Origin of the sequence: Paenibacillus sp. FSL R7-277 (assembly GCF_000517965.1) — a bacterium.
GTDB classification, from domain to species: Bacteria; Bacillota; Bacilli; order Paenibacillales; family Paenibacillaceae; genus Paenibacillus_AQ; species Paenibacillus_AQ silagei.
This window is the reverse complement of the sequence record NZ_ASPX01000037.1, coordinates 63272-81653: the sequence shown is the minus strand read 5'-3', so window position 1 is coordinate 81653 and position 18382 is coordinate 63272. Positions and strand designations below refer to the sequence as shown.

Here is an 18382-nt window from a genome sequence, read left to right as displayed (position 1 = left end):
ATAAACAACATACATTTGTTTGTACTAAACTAGTAGAGAATCAGAAGTAAACAAGTGATTTCATTCCATAAATATGGTATGGTATGAAGCTGCGTTCTTAGCAAAGCAACAGGGATAAGTGTATTCTGTGCAACTAAAAACAGTGAAACGGGTGGGCTTCCTCTTCTAATTGTAGTTCGTACAACTAAATTTGCCCGGATGGGCGAAAATCCAGATATAGAGGCATTTTAATTGCAGGAACTACAACTAAACGGAGATTTGGCAGCACATAAGGCGATTTAGTTGTACAAATTGCAATTAAGCCTCCCCCTTGCACACTAAACGGGCGCGGTAAACCCTCAGCAAGCCATTAGTTAGTTAAAGTAATTAAAAGTACAATCACTATAAAATCCACAACGACTGGAGGAAGCAGGGATGTCGCTGACCTATGAAGAACGCAAGCACACGATTCTCGCCCAGCTGGAGCTTGCGGGGAAGGTGCAGGTGCATTTTCTCGCGGAGCGGTTCGGGGTGACGACGGAGACGATCCGGCGCGATCTCGACCGGCTGGAGAAGGAAGGGCGGCTGCGCAAGGTGTACGGGGGAGCGGTGCGAATCCGCTCGGAGAATCATGAGCCTACGTTCATGAAGCGCGCCCAGATGCATCTGCCGGGCAAGCAGGCCATCGGCAAGCTGGCAGCCTCGCTCATTCAAGACGGTGAGACGGTCATCCTCGACAACGGGACAACGACCCTTGAGATTATGCGCGCGCTTAAGGACCGTACACAGGTGACGGTGATTACGAACTCTGTTCCCGTGCTGAATTGTGCGCTGGAGCAGTTTGCGGGGAGGGTTATTTTTGCCGGGGGTGAGGTGAATGCAGGGTATCAGGCAGCAGTAGGAGGCACCGCGCATGATCTGCTGGGTCAGTTCAAGGTGAATAAGGCGTTCATCTCTGCCGGCGGGATCTCGCTCTCGGAGGGAATCACCGACTACCACCTGGAGGAAGCCCTCATCTCCCGCAAAATGATGGAACGGGCCGAAGAATCCATTCTGGTCGCAGACCATTCCAAATTCGGCATCACTACCTTTGCCCAGATTGCTCCGCTCGAGCATATCTCCATGGTGCTGACGGACAGCGGCTGCTCTGCGGAATGGAAGGATACCTTTGCCCGGCTGGATATCGAGCTGCTGACAGGGGCGTAACGCAGAGCTGTGCAATATAAATAGCGCCAATCCTTACACTTATGAAGTGTAGGATTGGCGCTATTTGTTATGACTATGGGTAGGGTCAGCCGATCCAGATCCGTTGCATGCTATGGTCGCTGGAGCTTGCGCCGAGCATAATATCGAAGTCTCCAGGCTCGAACACGAGCTGATCATCCTGGCCGTAGAACATCAGCATGTCTCTGGTGATCTCGAAGGACACCGTCTGCTTCTCATGCGGGGCAAGGGTAATCTGCTTGAAGCCCTTCAGCTCTTTGCCGGGACGGACCACACTTGCGGTAACATCGCGGATATAGAGCTGAACGGTCTCCTTGCCGGTAACCTCCGAGGTGTTCTCCACCTGGATGGAGGCAAGCGCCTTGCCGTCTGCCGCAGCTTCTACCGTAAAGCCGCTGTAGGCAAACGTAGAATAGCTCAGGCCGTAGCCGAAGCAGAACAGCGGATCATTCGGAATGTCCAGATAGCGGGTTACATAACGCACATTCGGATACTGGGGATCATAAGGGCGTCCTGTCTGATAAGCGTTATAGTACACCGGAATCTGTCCCACGGAGTAAGGGAAGCTCATGGAGAGGCGTCCGGACGGATTATAATCGCCGAACAGCACATCTGCAATGGAATTTCCCGACTCGGTGCCGAGGAACCAGGCCTGTACCAGCGCGTCACTTGATTCAAGCACTGGTGCAAGCTCCAGCGGGCGGCCGCTGAACACAATGGTGACCACCGGCTTGCCGGTTGCCTTGAGGCGGTGGATCAGCTTCTCCTGATTGGCGGACAGCCGCAGGCTGGCCTTACTGCCGCCTTCCCCGGTATCCTGCTGATTCTCGCCGACTGCGGCCAGAATCACATCGCAGTCCTTCAGCTGCTCGTAAGCCGCTTCGGAAGCATCCTCCACATCGAATACACCCTCCAGCATGCTTCCCAGCTCGCCGGTCATGGCTGTGAGCAGGTCCGATGCCGGGATTTTGCCGGTGATGCCGGTGTAGAGGGAGACCGCAGGGTCTTTCTCGGTACCAGCCCAGCCGCCAAGAACATTGATCGAGGTAGCGAAGGGACCGGCGAGGCCAATCTTCATCCCGCGCTTCAACGGCAGGACTCCGCCTTCGTTCTTCAGCAGAACGATCGAGCGGGCGCCCATCTCGCGTGCCGCCTGAAGGTGCTCAGGACTTGGCTTATCGGCTTCGTCAGCTACAGGGTCGGCATCCTTAAACGGATTGTCGAACAGGCCGAGGGCATCCTTAAGCTCCAGTACCCGCGTAACCGCTTCGTCGATGAGGCGGAGGTCGAGCAGACCTTCCTGGACCAGCGAGGCAGCATGGTTCAGATAGTGGGTGGACATCATCTCGATATCAAGTCCCGCTACCAGGCTCTTCAGGGCAGCTTCACGTCCGTCTTGCGCTGCGCCGTGGGGCACCAGCTCGTTCACGGAGTTGAAGTCGGCGATGGTTACGCCATCGAAGCCCCATTCCTCGCGGAGAATACCGCGCAGGAGCTTGCTGTTGCCGCTGGACGGAATGCGGTCAATGGTATTGAACGCAGCCATCACCATAGCGACACCGGCATCTACTGCCGCCTTGTAGGCAGGAAGATAGAACTCGCGGAGCACGCCGGTGGACATGTCCACCGTGTTATATTCACGGCCGCCTTCAGGCGCGCCGTAGCCGGCGAAATGCTTCACGCAGGCAGCGATCCGCCCCGGCTCCTTCAGGTCCTTGCCCTGGTAGCCCCGGACCATGCTCTCAGTCACCCGGGCGTTCAGGTAAGGGTCCTCACCGGAGGTCTCCATGACCCGGCCCCAGCGCGGATCGCGTACGAGGTCGGTCATCGGAGAGAAGGTGAGGTGAATGCCGGCGGCAGCGCTCTCCCGCGCAGCTACTTTAGCGAACTGCTCACAGGCATCAAGATCGAAAGAACAGCCCATGGCGAGCGGAATCGGCAGAATGGTCCGGTAGCCGTGAATGACATCGGCCATGAAGATCAGCGGGATCTTCAAACGGCTGGATTCCAGATGCCGGGTCTGCAGCTCAATGACATTCCGTGCGCCGATGCCGTTCAGAACGCTTCCGATGCTTTTGATCACCTGCGGCTCGATATTAAGTTCTTTGAATGGACCCGTCAAATCCACGGTATCATCCAGACCCCAATAGTATGGACCAAGCTGGGTAAGCTGGGCTAACTTCTCGTCTAGTGTCATATCGTTCACGAGATCCTGGATAAACGGTTTAGTCATGGCTAACTCCTTCGTAAGCGTACTGAAAGTTATTGTGTTACATAGATATGCAGCTGATATGCAGCTCATCGCCGGGCAGGCTCAGCAGGTGATTCTTAGCAATGCTTACCGCGCCCGGGCGGTATGGATTCGGTAGAACCTGGCCGGTAACAGCAACGCCTGCTGCCTGCACTTCCGGGGTGCGGGCCTCACCTTCGCTGATGTGATAGACGAAGGTAATCTTTTTGCCGAAGCACTCATAAGTGAAGCGCAGGCCGTCAAGGCTGGCCGGAAGGACCGGATCGATAATCAGCTCTTCTTCACTGAAGCGGATACCCAGAACGGCTGAGATCAGCTGATTAAGATAGATCCCGGGACCGCTGGAGTACAGCCGCCAGCCGCCCTTCACTTCTACGCTGCCGTCACGCAGTTGGTCGAAGTTCTCCTGATAGCTGTAACGGTCAGGGAAGTCGCCGTCCGAGCTGCTGAAGTACATGTTACTCTGGCGCAGCTGGGCATTAGGCACACTCTGCCGGATGTTGATCGGGTTGATCTGGAACAGGCCATCCCAGGCACGCTTCGCTTCGCCCAGCTTGGCGGAAGCTTCAATATAGCGGATATGGGCATGTACATATTGCAGGCTGATCTCACGGCCGACGCTGGCTGCTTGCTCCGCACGGCGGAAGATGGTACTTACGCCGCCTTCATAGCGGGCAGGACGGTCCATCAGGCGCACGCCGTCCGGGCAGTTCAGGTGCTCGTCGATCAGGCGCAGGTTCTCTGCCGCCTGATCCGGAGTAACCAGCTCCGCAATAATACTGCGGGTCATAGGTAGTAACCGGTAATGAATGCCGGTCTCTGTATCCAGCGGATGAAGCATATAATCAATGCTGCCGTCCTCCTGGAAGTAAGCGAAGCCGGCGATCACGCCGTCTTTGATCAGAAGGGTACGGAACGATTCCTTCATCTCTTCGGCCATAGCTGACAGGCTGGCGGAGAATTCAGGATCGGCAGAAGTCACCTGGGACAGATTGCGGATCACCTGGAAGGCGAGTGCGACCGTCCATGCGCTGACCAGCTTGGTCTTGAGCGCTTCATTGGCAGGCTGCAGGGTGTCATCCCAGTCGCCGCCGGCATAGTTGATCAGAGCTGTGCCCGGTACGAAGCGTTCACGGATGGTCTCTACAGCAGCCTTCACATGTTCGAGGACTGTTTCGGTCTGCTGGCTTGGCTGAGCATCCGCCAGATGGTGATAACCGATTTTCTCGTTAAGAATCGTGTAGTCTCCGGTAGCCATGATGTAATCGCTGATGCATTTCAGCGGCCAGAGCACGACGTCGCCATGCCATTCATGAGCCTGAACCGGATGCTGGTCGAACATGAACCATTGCGGCCATTCCTTGCTCTCCCACAACTGATGCGAATAGATCTTCAGCAGAACGTTGCGGGCCAGCTCATAATGCTGCGTCATCAGGAAGTATTCCATCGGCCCTTGACAGACATCGCGTGTCCCCCAGGCTGCTCCGCCCGGCTGTTCAAGGCCATGCGGCATGATGAAGTGGGTCATCGCATTATGGGTGTACCACCATGCGGTCTCATTCAGAATGTCGATCCGTGACTGCTCCGCGCCATCCAGCTCCAGCTGGAAGCCGGAAGTGAACGAAGCGTAGAATTCGTTAAACGCTGCCTGTTCCTTCTCCAGTGTGTAAGGTGCCGCCAGTGGATTAGCATCTGCTGCAGTTAGTCTGCCCTGAATCACAAGCTGGAAGCCGGAGGACTGCGTTACCGACAAGGTGAGCAGAGTGCCGTTGCGCGGTTGTCTGTCGGCAAAGAACATCCGGTCATCGCTGTAGGTATATGCGGTTCCCGGCAGCTGGATATCGAAATGCAGGCCCGGATAAGGAAGCTTCTGAAGTAATGCTTCATCAGGAAGAAGCTGCAGGATGCTGTCCTTCTCTTCCACCCGTACCGGATGCTGGAATTCATGCTCGCCCATGACCAGCTGGTTCGTGATCAGATAATCATAGGATTTGCCCAGCTTGGACTGTACCTGCAGCGCGACATCCGGCTGGCCTGCTGCTGCGATCGAAGTAACGGTCAGTACATCGTCTTCCAGCTGATAATGCCATTTCGCAAAATTCACGCCCATCTCGTAAGCCGCAGGCAGTGTAAGAATCCGGTAAACCCCGTCCATGCGGACATAGATCCGCTGACCGCTATTGCGCTGAATGTTCAGCAGACCGCGCGGCGTAGAGAGCCCTTTATGGAAAGAGGTATTCCCCACCACGGTCTGACCGTTGAAAAGACCGTACATATAGTTAGTGGAGGAGATCAGGTTGTTGTCTACCTGCTTGTCGCCCAGCAGCGAGGTGATAATATGGCCATGCGGACGTTCCACAAGCAGCTCCTTAGGCTGCAGAACCACATGGACATGCCCGTCTGTGAAGAAAGAGAGCAGCTGGCCGTTCTCCATCTCCTCAAGCTTCCGGTTAGGGAAGGTGGCATCAATCTCGGCCTGTGACCACTGTGGGGAGACATAAGGCTTGCCGATGTCGTCACTCAGCACAGGAACATCCCGGCTTGGCACGGCTTCCTTGCTGCTCCAGTCGATCTCTGCATAAGCTGCCTGCAGCTCAGCCTGGAATTCAAGCCCGGTTACAGCAGCCGGATGATTCGGACGGAACAGGCCGTAGAAGGCGAATTCAACGGGAGCCGACAGGACCATAGTCTCGGTCTGGAGTGCGGTATAAGCCAGCTCGTATTGATAATTACGGTTCTGCAGATTGCCGGCAAGCGCCTCAGGCACATAGCTGCCTTTATAGGAAATGCCGAAGAATTGCATACCATCCGTGGAGTAGCCTACTGTCCGCGAGCCGACTACACCCTGCTGAAGATAAGGGAAGTTAGTTCCTTGCGGCTGGTTCTGGCGCGAGCAGACGGCGTAGCCCTGCGGGCCTTCCCAGATGCTGTGATCCAGATATTGGCTCATGTACAGCTCATTGGCGAGAATGCCGCCTTTGTCTGCAATGCCCACATCCTGGCCATACACTACATCTACAGTCTCGCCGTTGCCGGAGAGCTGAAGCTGCCAGAACCAGATGCCGTCCTTGGCCGGTGCGAAGGTAACGCGGTAGCTGATTGCTTCTATAGAACCTTCAAAAATCAGTTTGTCATCGGTACGGGACAGCTTGGAGCCCGACTTAATACCCAGCAGCGGATAGCTCTGGATTCCTTGCTCCGTATATACGCGCAGATAGATATTATTGGAAGAGCCTTCTGCCGGATTACCCTGGAACAGATTAATAAGAGTGGAGCCCTGCGTGAATTCAAAAATATCTCCTGTAGGCAGGAATGTATACGACAGGTCATCCCGGGTTAAGGTAATCATGTTCATTTGTTGTTTGAATATCATATCGAGCCTCGCTTTCCAGTGCTTAAGTTAGGACATGAAATCGATCAGAACGGGGGAATTCATCATCAGATGTCACAAAAAAGGGCTGACATGTCCATGTAAAGAATAAATAGAAACGTTTCCATAGGCGATACATTTCGAGTTTAGACTTTTGACTGAAAAAAGTCAATTATCTATAAAAAAAACGGCTTTTCATCTATTATGTACAGCGAAATGTAATTTTATTACTTGTTATTTAAAAATAAAAAATGTTTGACAGCGTATACAAGGAAGGAGTATGCTCTGAGCAGGGGAAACACAAAGAAATAATGGAAACGTTTCTATATGGTCGAAAAGGGTTAATTAGTTGCAGTGGAATGCAATGTTTAATTTGGAGGTGGGTTCATTGGCAAGATTTGTACAATCGGGCGGAAATGTTGTCCGGGAATTATTGAAGAACAAAGTGCTGTATCTCATGCTGCTGCCTGTCATTGTGTATTTTGCTGTGTTTCATTACGCGGTAATGCCTGGCGCTTACGTGGCATTCGTAGATTACAAGCTCAACAAAGGGATCTTTGGCAGTGACTTTATCGGACTCAAGAATTTCGAGTTCCTGATTCAGAACGGAGACCTCTGGAATATCACCAAGAATACTTTGCTCTACAATCTGGTGTTCCTTGCACTGGGTAACATCATCCAGATTGTATTTGCCATCATGCTGTCGGAGATTGCTGGCAAGTGGTTCAAGAAGATCTCCCAGTCGGTTATTCTGCTTCCGAACTTCATCTCGATGGTTATCGTCGGTGTGTTCGCGTATAACCTGTTCAATTTCAACTCCGGGTTTATCAATACGATGCTTACCAGTACGGGCTTAGACAAGATTGAGTTCTACTCCGACGCTGGAATCTGGAAATACATCATTGTAGCATTCAAGATCTGGGCAAGTACCGGTTACGGTATGATTGTCTATCTGGCAGCTATAACGGGGATCAACCATGATCTTTATGAAGCAGCCTATATGGACGGTGCCACTACCTGGCAGCGTATCCGTTATATGACTCTGCCGATTCTAAAGCCAACCTTCATTCTGCTCCTCCTGTTCGGTATGGGCGGAATTCTCAAAGGCTCCTTCGACCTCTTCTACAATCTGATTGGAACAAACTCCGTGCTGTATCCGCAGACGGATATTATAGATACGTATGTCTTCAGGTCGCTCGTGGGACAATTTAACTTCTCCATGGGTGCTGCGGTAGGCTTCTACCAATCCTTATTCGGTCTGGTTCTGGTGCTTGTGGTTAACTTTATTGTGCGCAAGGTTGAACCGGACAGCGCGTTGTTCTAAGACAAGATAAGAAACAGGGGTGTTAATATGGCAAGTAATACTATTAAACAGGATTCAGGCAGCATTTTCATTAAGGTGATCAGCTACATTTGCATCTCCGTATTTGCCCTGTTCTGTGTGTTTCCTTTTGCGCTGATGATTTCATCCTCCTTCATGAATGAGCAGGAGATTATCCGCGAGGGGTACAAGCTGATACCGAATGAGATCTCTTTCAAGGCCTATGAATTGTTGCTCAGTAACTCCTCCAAGCTGGTGGATGCTTATCAGGTAACGATCTTTATCACAGTCGTCGGTACGGTGCTCGGGCTGTTCATGATGTCCATGGCCGGATTTGTCCTGAACCGCAAGGATTTCAAATACCGTAACTTCTTCTCCTTCCTGATCTATTTCACCACCTTGTTCAGCGGAGGATTGATTCCGACTTACATTCTGATGGTTAAGCATCTGCACCTCAAGGACAATCTGTTCGCCATGATCCTGCCGGCGGTGGTAGGGGCGTGGTCGATCTTCCTGATGCGTAACTTCATGAAGGCGATCCCGGATTCCCTGTATGAATCAGCGACGATTGACGGCGCAGGCGATTTCCGCATCTACTGGCGGATTTTCATGCCGCTGGCGGTTCCGTCACTGGCAACGATCGGACTGTTCTCGGCACTGGGCTTCTGGAATGAGTGGTACAACGGAATGCTGTACATGGACACTCAGAGCAAGTTCCCGCTCCAGTACTTCCTGCAGCGCATGATCAATCAGGCGAATATGGGCAGTCTCATCAACTCGGGGGCGGTCATTAATACAGCCGATCTGCCGACCCAATCGATCAAAATGGCTACAGCCGTGCTCGCCACAGGCCCGATCATTCTCCTGTATCCATTCATTCAGCGTTACTTCGTAACCGGTCTTACCATCGGTGCTGTTAAGGGTTAATGGACGCCTGCTTCAATTGAAGGGTGTTTGTTATAGATGCAAGATCAATAATATAGAAAAGAAAAGGGAGGCTTACCGAATGAAAGGTAAAAAGATTGCTTCTTCTCTAGCTGCTGTCCTCATGCTTACTGGAGTGCTATCTGCTTGTTCGTCAAGCAATAATGCAAATGGAAATACAGGCTCGTCGAATACTCCATCCTCTTCCACTAATTCCGGAGGCGTAGACACTTCTAAGGAAGCGAAGCTGGTGTACTACCTCTGGGGCAGTGAAGGGGTTAAAAATAAGGAGATTCTAGCGGAGATTAACAAGAAGCTTAAGGCCGATCTGAATACTACGCTTGAAATCAAATATATTGACTGGGGAGACGTAGCAACCAAGTATCCGCTGCTGTTCGCTTCCGGCGAATCGTTCGATCTGTCGCATGCTTCTCCCGGTGCTGCTGTGTCCTACTATACATTGGCTACTGAAGGTGCGCTGACCGACATTACCGACATGCTGGATAAGGTAGCGCCTAAGCTGAAGGCTGAGATTCCAGAATCCTCCTGGCAGAACACTAAAGTGAATGGCAAGATCTACGGCGTACCGAGTCTGTTCAGTGAATATACGCCTGCCGGTTATGCCTACCGTACCGATCTGCTGAAGAAATATGGCATGACCGACATCAAGACGATTGCCGATATGGAGAAGTACATGGATAACGTGGTGAAGAACGAATCCTTCCCTCCAATCAACGGTAAGGCTGAGGATGCACAGAACATGTACAGAATGCTCGTTGATACTACAGGCATGTGGCTGAACGCACCTGGTATCTCTCTCAATGAATTGAACCTGGTCACTAAGAGCCCAGAGGATTACAAGACTGTATTCCATCCGGCCTTCACCCAGGAATTCGAGGATTGGGCTGTGAAAATGCGTGAGTGGGGCGACAAGGGCTACTGGGGCAAAGACGTTCTGTCCGCTTCCCTTGGCAGCAAAGACAACTTCAGAGCGGCGAACTCTGCCGGTTATCTGACTCATGCCCAGGACTGGATCGGCCAGTATGGTGGAGATATCAAGGCGCTGCCTGACGCTCCTACAGCTTTCTATACTTTTGCTGAAGCTAACAAGAAAATCAAACGTAAAATGGGTGTAGATAACTCAACGGTTATCAGTGCCAATTCCAATAATCCAGAGCGCTCTCTGATGGTCATTGAGAAGTTCATGACAGATAAGAGCTACTACGATCTGATGCAGTACGGTATTGAAGGCAAGCAATATATCATTGAAGACGGCGTGAAGAAACAGCCTCCAGGCTTCAATGAGAAAACAGACGGCGGCGGCTTCTCCGCTTGGTCGCTCAGAAACGATAAGTTTGTGATTCCGACGGATACCGAGAACCCGATCCGTAAAGACCTGTTCACGGCATGGGATAAAGAAGCGATTGATGATCCGTACAACGGCTTCAGCTTCGACCCGGCTAATGTAACTACTGAGATTGCTTCGATCTCGAATGTGAATGCACAGCTTGGTATTCAGCTCATGCTCGGTAAAACAAACAAAGATGCAAAAACGGCTGTAGCAGAATACCGCGATCAGCTGAAAAAAGCAGGAGTTGACAAGGTCATTGCCGAAGTAGAGAAACAATTGGCAGAATTTACACCTGTTAACTAAAAGAATGTATAGGTTACAGGGGAGCTATATCTATATAGCTCCCTTACCTGTAAATGGGGGAGTAGAGTGGACGTAAACATTAAGGATATCGCCAGGATATCCGGTGTCGGCATCTCAACAGTGTCCAGAGTGATCAATAACAAGGGTCTGGTGAGCGATGCCACCCGGGAGAAGGTACTGAGTGTCGTCAAGGAATATAACTATATTCCCAATTCCAATGCCCGAAATCTAAAGACAACCCAATCCAAGAATATTGCACTTATGGTAAAAGGGATTACTAACCCGTTCTTCTCCATTATGATTAAGGAGATTGAACGTCAGGTCAATCTGCGCGGCTATCCGTTTCTCATTCATCAGGTAGAGGACGGCACCGATGAGATCAACGCCGCCATTCAGCTGGTGAAGGAGAAGAATCTTAGCGGTATCATTTTCATGGGCGGTACCTATAACCACTCCGAAGAGAAATTCAAGCAGTTAACGGTTCCATTCGTACTCACGACCATCACTACCTCACAGGAAGTGGACCCGTCCATTTTCTCAAGCGTAACGATCGATGAATCCAAGGAAGCCTATAAGGCAACCTCTTATTTACTTTCACTTGGACATCGAAACATCGGCTTTCTCGCCAAATCCCCTTTACTGGAAGATACCACAGGCAGCCGCCGCCTTCTTGGCTACAAGATGGCGCTGGAAGAACATAACATACCTTATAATTCGGGATTCGTAGAGGATTGTGAATACAGTCCAAGCTCGGGCTTCAATGCTGCACGCAGACTGCTGAACCGCGACAGAACCGTAACTGCTATCTTTGCGGCCTCCGATACGATTGCGATCGGTGCGGCCAAAGCTGTGCTTACCGCAGGCTTATCTATCCCCGATGATATTTCCATCATTGGTTTTGACGGCATTGAGATGGCCGAATACTATCATCCTGCACTGGATACGATCAGCCAGCCGGGCACCGAAATGGCGTTGTCCAGTGTGGGCGTGCTGTTCGACCTGATTACCAAACATTCCTCCCATCAGCATATTGTCTATGATGCGGTATTGCTCAAGCGCGGCTCTTGCAAGATGATTAAGGGCCGGTAACAGCAGGGCGCTGACTATAAAACTAACTGGAGTTGACAAAATCATGCAAGATTCACTAAGAATAGGGACGCTTGTACGCGGCGGCGAAGCCGTCCAGGTCATTCCGCAGATTGTGGAGCATGGCTTCGAATCCTTTCAACTGAATTTCTGGCAGACGACAGGCGGAATCGACCTGGTGGAGACCGCAGCCCGGGTCCGGGAGCTGGCGGCGGAGCATCACTTCGTCATCTCTGCTGTCGGCATCTACGGCAATCCGCTCGGCGGCGGACCGGAGGCTGAGACGGAGGCCACCTTGGCGGGCTGGGAGCAGCTGATCGAGCACGCTCACTTGTTCGGGACGGACATTATTGGCGGCTTCACCGGACGGCTGCCCGGCTCGTCGATTGACGAATCGCTTCCGAGATTCGCCGAGGTGTTCGGGGAATTGTCGAAGCGGGCGGCAGATAAAGGTCTGCGGATTGCTTTTGAGAATTGTGCAATGGGCGGGAGCTGGCAGAAGGGTGACTGGAATATCGCCCATAACCCTACAGCTTGGGAGAAAATGTTCAACGCCGTTACGGCAGACAATCTCGGGCTGGAATGGGAGCCTGCCCATCAGCTCACCGCGCTGATTGATCCGATCCCGCAGCTGCGCAAATGGGTGGATAAGATCTTCCATGTCCATGGCAAGGATGCGACGATTGCCTGGGACATAGTCAAGGAGTACGGAATTCATGGTCCGAAGCCTTATGTGTGGGACCGGACGCCGGGCTTCGGGGATACGAACTGGACGGATATTATCACCATTCTCCGGCAGGGCGGCTATCAGGGCACGATTGATATTGAAGGCTGGCATGATCCGGTCTACCGGGACGAGCTGGAGATGACCGGCCAGGTCCATGCGTTGAATGTTCTTAAGCATTGCCGGGGCGGCAGTATGATACCAAATCCGGTTGTATGAGTATACAAGAAAGACCTCATGATTCACATCTGCGGATGTGGCCGTGAGGTCTTTTTGGTTGTAGTTATGTGATTAGATGAATCGCTTGATGGTCCAATAGGGGACGGTGAAGGTCCCTTTATTCGTTTCAATATGCAGTGCATCTGCGGAATGATCGATTTGGCATACTCCGGTGTACGTTTCTCCGCTGATCAAATGCACGCGCTGGCATAGATTGGAGAGAAGTGCATGCTGAATATCCTGTTTAATCATACTCTTCACTTCCTCCTTGAATGCAGAATGCTTGTAAATCTCTTTACTTATTATTAAACACGAATAGGAGATTTTAACAGCGAAATTAGTTACAGTTTTGTACCATTTCACACCTACATAGTTGGCCTCAGATGGAGTAACATGTTCATGTACTGTCAGAGTAACGTTCTGCTCAGAGGGTATATATATTCTAGGAGGTGTCACCAATGAATTGGACAACCAGATTACAGCAGATCACCGTAACGCTCCTTACCGCAGGTCTAATCTCTCTAGTCGGCTGGGGGGCGTCATCTTCCTCGGTTCAGGCAGCAGCACCGGCCCCAACTCCGCCGCAGGGATGCAGCACCGGAGACCATGGGCTTCTTAAGGATCTGCAGAAGGCACACCAGGGAGCGGAAACGCAGCCGCTCACCTTCTCGGATGTAGAGTTCCTAAGCTCAGATACGGGGCGAGCAGCCGGGAACGGCTTCCTGATTGGAACCTCGGACGGCGGCTGCCATTTCCAAAAGATCTATGAAGGACAGTGGAGCTTCCAGCAGATTGATTTCCCGGATAATGTTCACGGCTGGGCGCTTGCCGCGGTCAAGGACGGACAGGCTAAATATCTGTTAAGAACGGCAGACGGCGGCTCTACCTGGACAAGGCTGTCGAACCAGGCCGTGACCTTTGAATCGGTAGAATTTCTGGACAGCAGCAAGGGATTCGGCTACAACCGGACCTCTACTTACTATACGAACGATGGCGGGGAGAGCTGGAGCCTGATCAAGACACCTGCCAATACCCGCGGAGCCCATTTCACCAGCAGGAATAACGGCTGGGCTGTGGTAGTTGTTCCCGGGAGCGGCTATCGGGTAATGAAGACAACTAACGGCGGAGCAGCCTGGAAGCAGGTACTTAGCGCCTCCACCCCTGAGGCGAATTACGGGCAGATCTACGCCAAGGACAGTCAGGTGTATGCGCTGCTGTACGGCGGCGTCGGCATGTCGCAGACCTCTTATTCTCTCTACGGCAGCTCTAACTCCGGCGGCAGCTGGACCCGGGTGATTGCCCAGGAGACCGCAGGCGGCGGTCCGGCTCCGGGCAGGGGCGCAGCCGTAGCGAAGAAGGGGCCTGCCTCGGGCAGTCCCGGCAATATGGTGCTGATCGGCAAATCGGTAGCTTTCCTGGCAGGATACCAGCCGGCAGCGGAGCAAGTGGGCATCGGGCTCACCAAGAACAACGGACAGAGCTGGAAGAATCAGCAGACCGTTCCCGGCTTCGAAGGAACGATCTCGTTCACCGATGCCAATCAGGGCTGGATGGCTGTGAAGGATATGAATAGCTCTACCCTCTATGTGACGAAGGATGCAGGTGCTACGTGGACAGCGCGGTTTTCTTTTGAGACGGCAGGGCGGTAGGTTGTCCGTAAGATAATGATGAATTACGAATGACGAATGACAAAGACGAAGACGGGTCTTGTCCCTATGAGGACGGACCCGTTTTTGCTTGTGGTGCAGCAGAAGAATAGGTAGGTATTGTGGAGAATGGAGTTAGCTTTGGTGTAATACTTTCGATTAGCGGGTAATGGGATAGCATAGGGGGTGAAGTATGGTTAGACCCGTTAGAATACTCTGGATAAGCGCTGTAGTAGTGAATATCATAGGATTGGCCCTCTTTCTGTTACAGACGAGCCCGGGGTTCAGCCAAGGGTTTATCCTGGATGTTGTAAATATAATGCTGCTCCAGATATTAGGCATTCCCTCTGCGGTTTTGGTTGTTGCATCGCTTCTTCTGTTGAAGTACACAAGGAAACCGCCAGGCTGGGCGGGGTACATAGGAATCTTCATCATGATAGGGGCACTGCTGTGGATTGGGGGATATTTTCTGCTTTTTGCAAGGCTGATGCTATTTGAGAACGTCCGGTAAAAATAATACTTTACTGATCGTTCTCGAATATGCTAAGATGCTGGTACGAGGCAGATTATTTTTTTGACTATAGTAGAACGAACGGTCTCAAATGAAACAGATGAGGAGTGTTAACGATGGGGAAGCTTGACGGGAAAGTTGCATTGATTACTGGAGGAAATAGCGGGATAGGGCTGGCTAGTGCCAGGCTATTTGTGGCGGAGGGCGCAAGAGTGGTCATAACCGGCCGTAATCCGGTATCCCTGCAGGCGGCGGTAGAAGAGCTGGGTGCGGAGCATGCAGTTGCTGTCCAGGCGGATGCGACTGATCCGCAGAGTGCGGTGAAGGCTGTGAATGCAGCAATAGAGGCCTTCGGCAGACTGGATGTGGTCTATGCGAATGCAGGAATCGCGGGCTATACACCGCTGGGCAGCACAGAGCTTGCCACCTTCGAGGAAGTGCTCCGGATCAATGTGACCGGTACCTTCTTCACCGTCCAGGCTGCACTGCCTCATCTGAAGGCCGGAGCCTCCGTCATTCTGACCGGCTCCGTGTTAGCCAAGGCCGGAAGACCCGGCAATTCCGCTTATGCTGCCAGCAAAGGAGCAGTCAGCAGCATGACGAAGGTACTGGCCTCCGAGCTGTCTCCGCTGGGCATCCGCGTCAACAACATCGCGCCTGGCGTAACGCGTACTCCAATCTGGGGAGAGTCGGCGATGGATAACTGGAAGCAGGTCGAGGCAGGCATGGCACTGTCGATTCCTCTGGGCCGTGCGGGTGTACCCGAAGAGATCGCTAAGGTCGCCCTGTTCCTGGCCTCCGATGATTCTTCGTATATCCAAGGCGCAGATATCGCCGTGGACGGCGGTGCAGGCAGCTCGCCGCTGGGCGCGCCGGTATACCGGCAGAACTCATAAGGATGGAAAGTGGTAGGAAGAGTGGCTAGTGGCAGGAAGCACCTTGAGGGGTGCTTTTTTTGCGTTCAGGCCGGAGAGAAGAATGTATGCGAAAAACCGAATACAATGTGCTGGCATTCACACTGGTATGGTAAAATGAACTGACACATGTAAAAATATGTTATCCCCACTCTGAGCTAAAACCCTATTTTTTGAATGGAGGTTATCCGCATGAGGCTTACGAACCGGACTACGATTATAGCTGGTATAGTAATAATTATAGTTGTGGGTGGAATCTATGCGTCGCTTACAGGCTTACCTTATAAAAGAAGCCAAATTGCAAGCGAGGTCAGAGAATACCTGGTTCATACCAGAGCATACCCCGCAGCAGATATTCAGGAGGTCCGGGGAGTCTACAGCTTCAAATCGGGAGATTATGAAGTGGAGGTACGCTATAAGGATGAACCCAATCAGAACTATACGTACGCCAAAGTGGATGGAGCGTTCAGATTGGTTGGCGCTTCCAGCCTGTACGGAAATCATATGGATGAAACTTTTTACTGAATGAGCTTGGCGGGAAGAGGTAATCAGCATACACTGTCGAATTAGAGAATATATATACAGTTGGAAAATATTTGTATACGCACAGCTGGTATATTGTAAACGCTAACAATAAGCGGGAGGCGAACGGGATGGACGGAAGCAAGTCGTTGATCTATCAGATTCTCAAGACGATTGAAGAGGGCAAAGAACCGGTACTGGATAACCTGGAGGGTGTGACGGTCGGGGGCTTCCACAGTGCGCTGGAACAGATCGCAGAGAACAAGCTGGCGAGCAATATCAGCTTCTCTGTTAGCGGGAAAGGCAAGAAGGCAGTCCGCGTCGCGAATACGAGCGGTTCTAAACTGACTGCGCAAGGCGTTAATTATATTCATATTCAGGACAGCCGCAGCTTCTAGAATGTCTTGATCCTGGCAGAGATAAGGCACTACCCCTCATCCGCAGACTGGACAGATCTCCTGCTGCGGTTTTTTGTTGTAAGCAGAATGTGGCTTACACCAGCCTTCGGATCACCCGGGCGATGGAATTCTGTTAGAAGCCGTGATCAGAATGTTCATGGGCCGACCCGGATCGACAATTACAATATATCATGATATATTATTATGTATGATACCGAAAAATGAACGTCAGGGGACCATGAACGTTATGACTGAAACAACCTCTTCCAAGCCGATGTATGAGAAGATCTTTGATGAAGTGAAGGATAGCATCCTTACACAGGCTTATAAACCCGGAGAGCGGGTTCCTTCCGAGAAAGAGCTGGCTGAGACCTATAGTGTCAGCCGCATAACCAGCAAAAAAGCACTTGAGATGCTGGCCGCCGAACGGCTGATTGTCCGCAAGCCCGGCCGCGGCTCGTTCGTAACAGATGCTTCCGCTGAGCAGTCTGACCCGGGGATGAACCTCACAGCCCCGGCTGCGATGAATATTCGTGCCAATGAGAAAACAGTCGGCCTGATCATCACCGACTTCGGCAACAGCTACGGGACGGGGCTGATCTACGGGATGGAGCAGGCTTCGCGCGATAATGACTGCTTTCTGGTGCTGCGGAGAACCTTCGGGATTCCGGAGAATGAAGAGCAGGCGATCCAGAAGCTGCTGAATCTGGGTGTAGACGGTCTGATTATTTTCCCGGCCCAGGGCGAGTATTTCAATGCGGAAATTCTGAAGCTGGTCATCGGGCGTTTTCCGCTCGTGCTGGTAGACAGACATCTAAAAGGAGTAGCTGCGGCCTCCATCAGCACCGATAATCTGCAGGCGGCCCTTGAAGCGACGGAGTATTTATTTGACCTCGGGCATACGCATATTTCGTTTCTGTCTCCGCCTCCCGTGGACACCACTGCGGTGGAGGACCGGATTGAGGGATTCATTCAGGCCCATGCGCAGCGGGGGGTCATGGTTGACAAGGAGCTGTGGGTCAGCGATTTGACCTCGACGCTGCCGAAGTTTTTTAATGCGGATAATATTGAACGGGACCTCTCGCGGCTGGTCACCCATCTGCAGAGCCATCCGTCCGTCACGGCGTTATTTGCCATTGAATACAATATCGCGCTGCTCGCGAAGACTGCGGTGGAACGTCTGGGGCTACGCATACCTGAGGATATCTCCATTATATGCTTCGACAGTCCGCCGACCCATCTGGGAGGCGGGTATGCCTTCACCCATATGCGGCAGAATGAAGAGGAGATGGGCCGGATTGCCCTGGAGAATGTGCTACGTATTATGAACGGGGAGGCTGTTCCCCATAAGGTGATGCTGGAAGCTGAGCTGGTGCCCGGGAATTCGACCGGCCCTGTCCGTCACAACTAGCTGCTGTAATCTAAAGACCCATTCCGCCGGACATTCCGCCGGATGGGTTTTTTTGCTGTGTCCAATGTGATCCGTTTCCGGCCGGAAGATTAAGCTTGCAAGTTAGCCTAGTCTAGTCAATATCAGTGTATTTCATATGTTAATATATTATTATCTAAAAATACATATTGACATATCATTTACATACCAATATACTCATTTGTGAAAGCGCTTCATTCATTACAGAGG

The 18382-nt window shown here is 51.9% G+C and carries 15 protein-coding genes; 12 read left to right on the top strand and 3 right to left on the bottom strand.

Annotated features, from left to right (window positions below):
* Positions 1-414 precede the first annotated feature (414 nt).
* On the top strand, positions 415-1185 hold the full coding sequence (locus C173_RS14615) for a DeoR/GlpR family DNA-binding transcription regulator (RefSeq protein ID WP_036725979.1): 771 nt from the start codon (positions 415-417) through the stop codon (positions 1183-1185).
* A gap of 85 nt (positions 1186-1270) precedes the next feature.
* Here the strand turns inward: C173_RS14615 and bglX are convergent, their stop codons facing one another.
* Positions 1271-3505 (bottom strand): beta-glucosidase BglX, encoded by a 2235-nt coding sequence (bglX, locus tag C173_RS14610; RefSeq protein WP_081751180.1) that lies wholly within the window; start codon positions 3503-3505, stop codon positions 1271-1273.
* Positions 3474-6803, bottom strand: coding sequence for a GH36-type glycosyl hydrolase domain-containing protein (locus tag C173_RS14605; protein WP_235191894.1), 3330 nt, complete (start codon positions 6801-6803; stop codon positions 3474-3476). Before C173_RS14605 ends, bglX begins: the two co-directional genes overlap by 32 nt.
* Positions 6804-7212: 409 nt before the next feature.
* Between C173_RS14605 and C173_RS14600 the strand changes: the two genes are divergently transcribed.
* From C173_RS14600 to C173_RS14580, 5 genes are all read left to right on the top strand, one after another.
* A complete protein-coding gene (locus C173_RS14600; RefSeq protein WP_036725975.1) occupies positions 7213-8148 on the top strand; it encodes an ABC transporter permease in 936 nt (311 codons plus the stop codon).
* A 27-nt stretch (positions 8149-8175) separates the two neighbouring features.
* Positions 8176-9072 carry a carbohydrate ABC transporter permease gene (locus tag C173_RS14595; RefSeq protein ID WP_036725974.1) on the top strand — a complete coding sequence of 299 codons (897 nt, stop codon included), beginning with the start codon at positions 8176-8178 and terminating at the stop codon, positions 9070-9072.
* Positions 9073-9151: 79 nt separating this feature from the next.
* A complete protein-coding gene (locus C173_RS14590) occupies positions 9152-10723 on the top strand; it encodes a DUF3502 domain-containing protein (protein ID WP_081751179.1) in 1572 nt (523 codons plus the stop codon).
* Positions 10724-10789: 66 nt separating this feature from the next.
* Complete coding sequence (locus C173_RS14585) at positions 10790-11812, top strand: LacI family DNA-binding transcriptional regulator (RefSeq protein WP_036725971.1); 1023 nt, start codon at positions 10790-10792, stop codon at positions 11810-11812.
* A gap of 43 nt (positions 11813-11855) precedes the next feature.
* Positions 11856-12752: a sugar phosphate isomerase/epimerase family protein gene (locus C173_RS14580; protein ID WP_036725969.1), complete on the top strand. Its 897-nt coding sequence runs from the start codon at positions 11856-11858 to the stop codon at positions 12750-12752.
* Positions 12753-12824: 72 nt separating this feature from the next.
* Here C173_RS14580 and C173_RS14575 read toward each other — a convergent pair whose 3' ends face one another.
* Positions 12825-13004 (bottom strand): hypothetical protein, encoded by a 180-nt coding sequence (locus C173_RS14575; RefSeq protein WP_036697495.1) that lies wholly within the window; start codon positions 13002-13004, stop codon positions 12825-12827.
* A 206-nt stretch (positions 13005-13210) separates the two neighbouring features.
* Between C173_RS14575 and C173_RS14570 the strand changes: the two genes are divergently transcribed.
* The 6 genes from C173_RS14570 to C173_RS14545 all read left to right on the top strand — a co-directional run bounded on the left by C173_RS14570 (position 13211) and on the right by C173_RS14545 (position 18154).
* Positions 13211-14401, top strand: coding sequence for a hypothetical protein (locus C173_RS14570; RefSeq protein ID WP_036725968.1), 1191 nt, complete (start codon positions 13211-13213; stop codon positions 14399-14401).
* A 190-nt stretch (positions 14402-14591) separates the two neighbouring features.
* On the top strand, positions 14592-14909 hold the full coding sequence (locus tag C173_RS14565) for a hypothetical protein (RefSeq protein WP_036725966.1): 318 nt from the start codon (positions 14592-14594) through the stop codon (positions 14907-14909).
* A 116-nt stretch (positions 14910-15025) separates the two neighbouring features.
* Positions 15026-15805 carry an SDR family NAD(P)-dependent oxidoreductase gene (locus C173_RS14560; protein ID WP_036725964.1) on the top strand — a complete coding sequence of 260 codons (780 nt, stop codon included), beginning with the start codon at positions 15026-15028 and terminating at the stop codon, positions 15803-15805.
* Between the two features lie 210 nt (positions 15806-16015).
* Positions 16016-16348: a DUF3139 domain-containing protein gene (locus tag C173_RS14555; protein WP_036725961.1), complete on the top strand. Its 333-nt coding sequence runs from the start codon at positions 16016-16018 to the stop codon at positions 16346-16348.
* Between the two features lie 128 nt (positions 16349-16476).
* Entirely contained in the window at positions 16477-16743 is a 267-nt protein-coding gene (locus C173_RS14550; protein ID WP_036725959.1) for a hypothetical protein, read from the top strand.
* Between the two features lie 247 nt (positions 16744-16990).
* Complete coding sequence (locus tag C173_RS14545; RefSeq protein WP_036725957.1) at positions 16991-18154, top strand: GntR family transcriptional regulator; 1164 nt, start codon at positions 16991-16993, stop codon at positions 18152-18154.
* The last annotated feature ends 228 nt before the right edge of the window (positions 18155-18382 follow it).